General features: G+C 68.8%; 1 protein-coding gene. It reads left to right on the forward strand.

Annotated elements, in window-relative coordinates; genetic code table 11:
• Positions 1-291 precede the first annotated feature (291 nt).
• A partial coding sequence (gene istA / locus CKO28_RS27730) for an IS21 family transposase (protein ID WP_200344771.1) occupies positions 292-1,024 on the forward strand: 733 nt, incomplete at its 3' end.

Consider the following 1,024-nt stretch of genomic DNA (forward strand, 5'->3'; position numbering starts at 1 on the left):
TCGACACAATCCCCATAGACCTGCCTCGCTGCCCGCGGGTCCGTTCAATCCACGTTCACGAGCGGTCCGGCAAAAGCCGTCTCGCCCTGGCAAACTGCCGTTCCCGGACCCTCGAGAACGCTCCAGAATCCGCCCACCCAATTCGGTTGAATCCGCCCACCTGGTTCGGCTGAAACCGCCCACCGAATTCGGCGAATTCGCCCACACGTGGCACGAGAGAAAGACGGCGCGCGGCCTTGGTAGCAACGCTCTACGGTGCGCCCCTGATCACGAGGGACAGGGGGCCCGTGGATGCCGAAACCGAGGTCGGATATGCGTAAAATCAGGGAAGTTCTCCGGCTCCGCGACGAGCACGGCGCCAGTCAGCGCCAGATCGTGGCGGCGTGCCGGCTCCCCCGGACGACGGTCCGGGATTATCTGCGACGGCTGAAAGCCGCCGGGCTGACCTACGCCGGGGTGGCGGATTGGTCGGACGATGCGCTGGAGGCGCAGCTGTTCCCCCGCACACCGGCTCCGGCCGGCCGGTCGGAGCCGGACTGGGCCTATGTCGCCCGGGAGCTGGGCCGGCGCGGGGTCACGCTGAAACTGTTGTGGCGGGAGCATCTGGCGGCCGTTCCGGACGGCTACCGCTACACGCAGTTCGTCGCCCGGTTCCGGGAGTGGCAAGGCGCCCACAAGGAACCGCGGCTGCTGCGGGCGCATACGCCGGGCGAAATGGTCGAGATCGATTACGCCGGCATGACGCTGAGCGTGGGGGTGGGTGCGGCGGCCCGGCCGGCGCAGGTGTTCGTGGCGGTGCTGCCGTACGCCGGCTACCTGTTCGCGGACGTCACCTGGAGCCAGCAGAGCGCCGACTGGCTCGCCTCGCACGTGCGGCTGTTCGAGCACCTGGGCGGGGTCCCGTCGCGTCTCGTGCCGGATAACCTCAAGGTCGGCGTCACCCACGCGAGCTTCTACGACCCGGCGATCAACGCCGGCTACCACGAGCTGGCCCGGCACTACGCCACGGCCGTGGTTCCGACGC

This window comes from Rhodovibrio sodomensis (genome assembly GCF_016583645.1).
Classification (GTDB): domain Bacteria; phylum Pseudomonadota; class Alphaproteobacteria; order Kiloniellales; family Rhodovibrionaceae; genus Rhodovibrio; species Rhodovibrio sodomensis.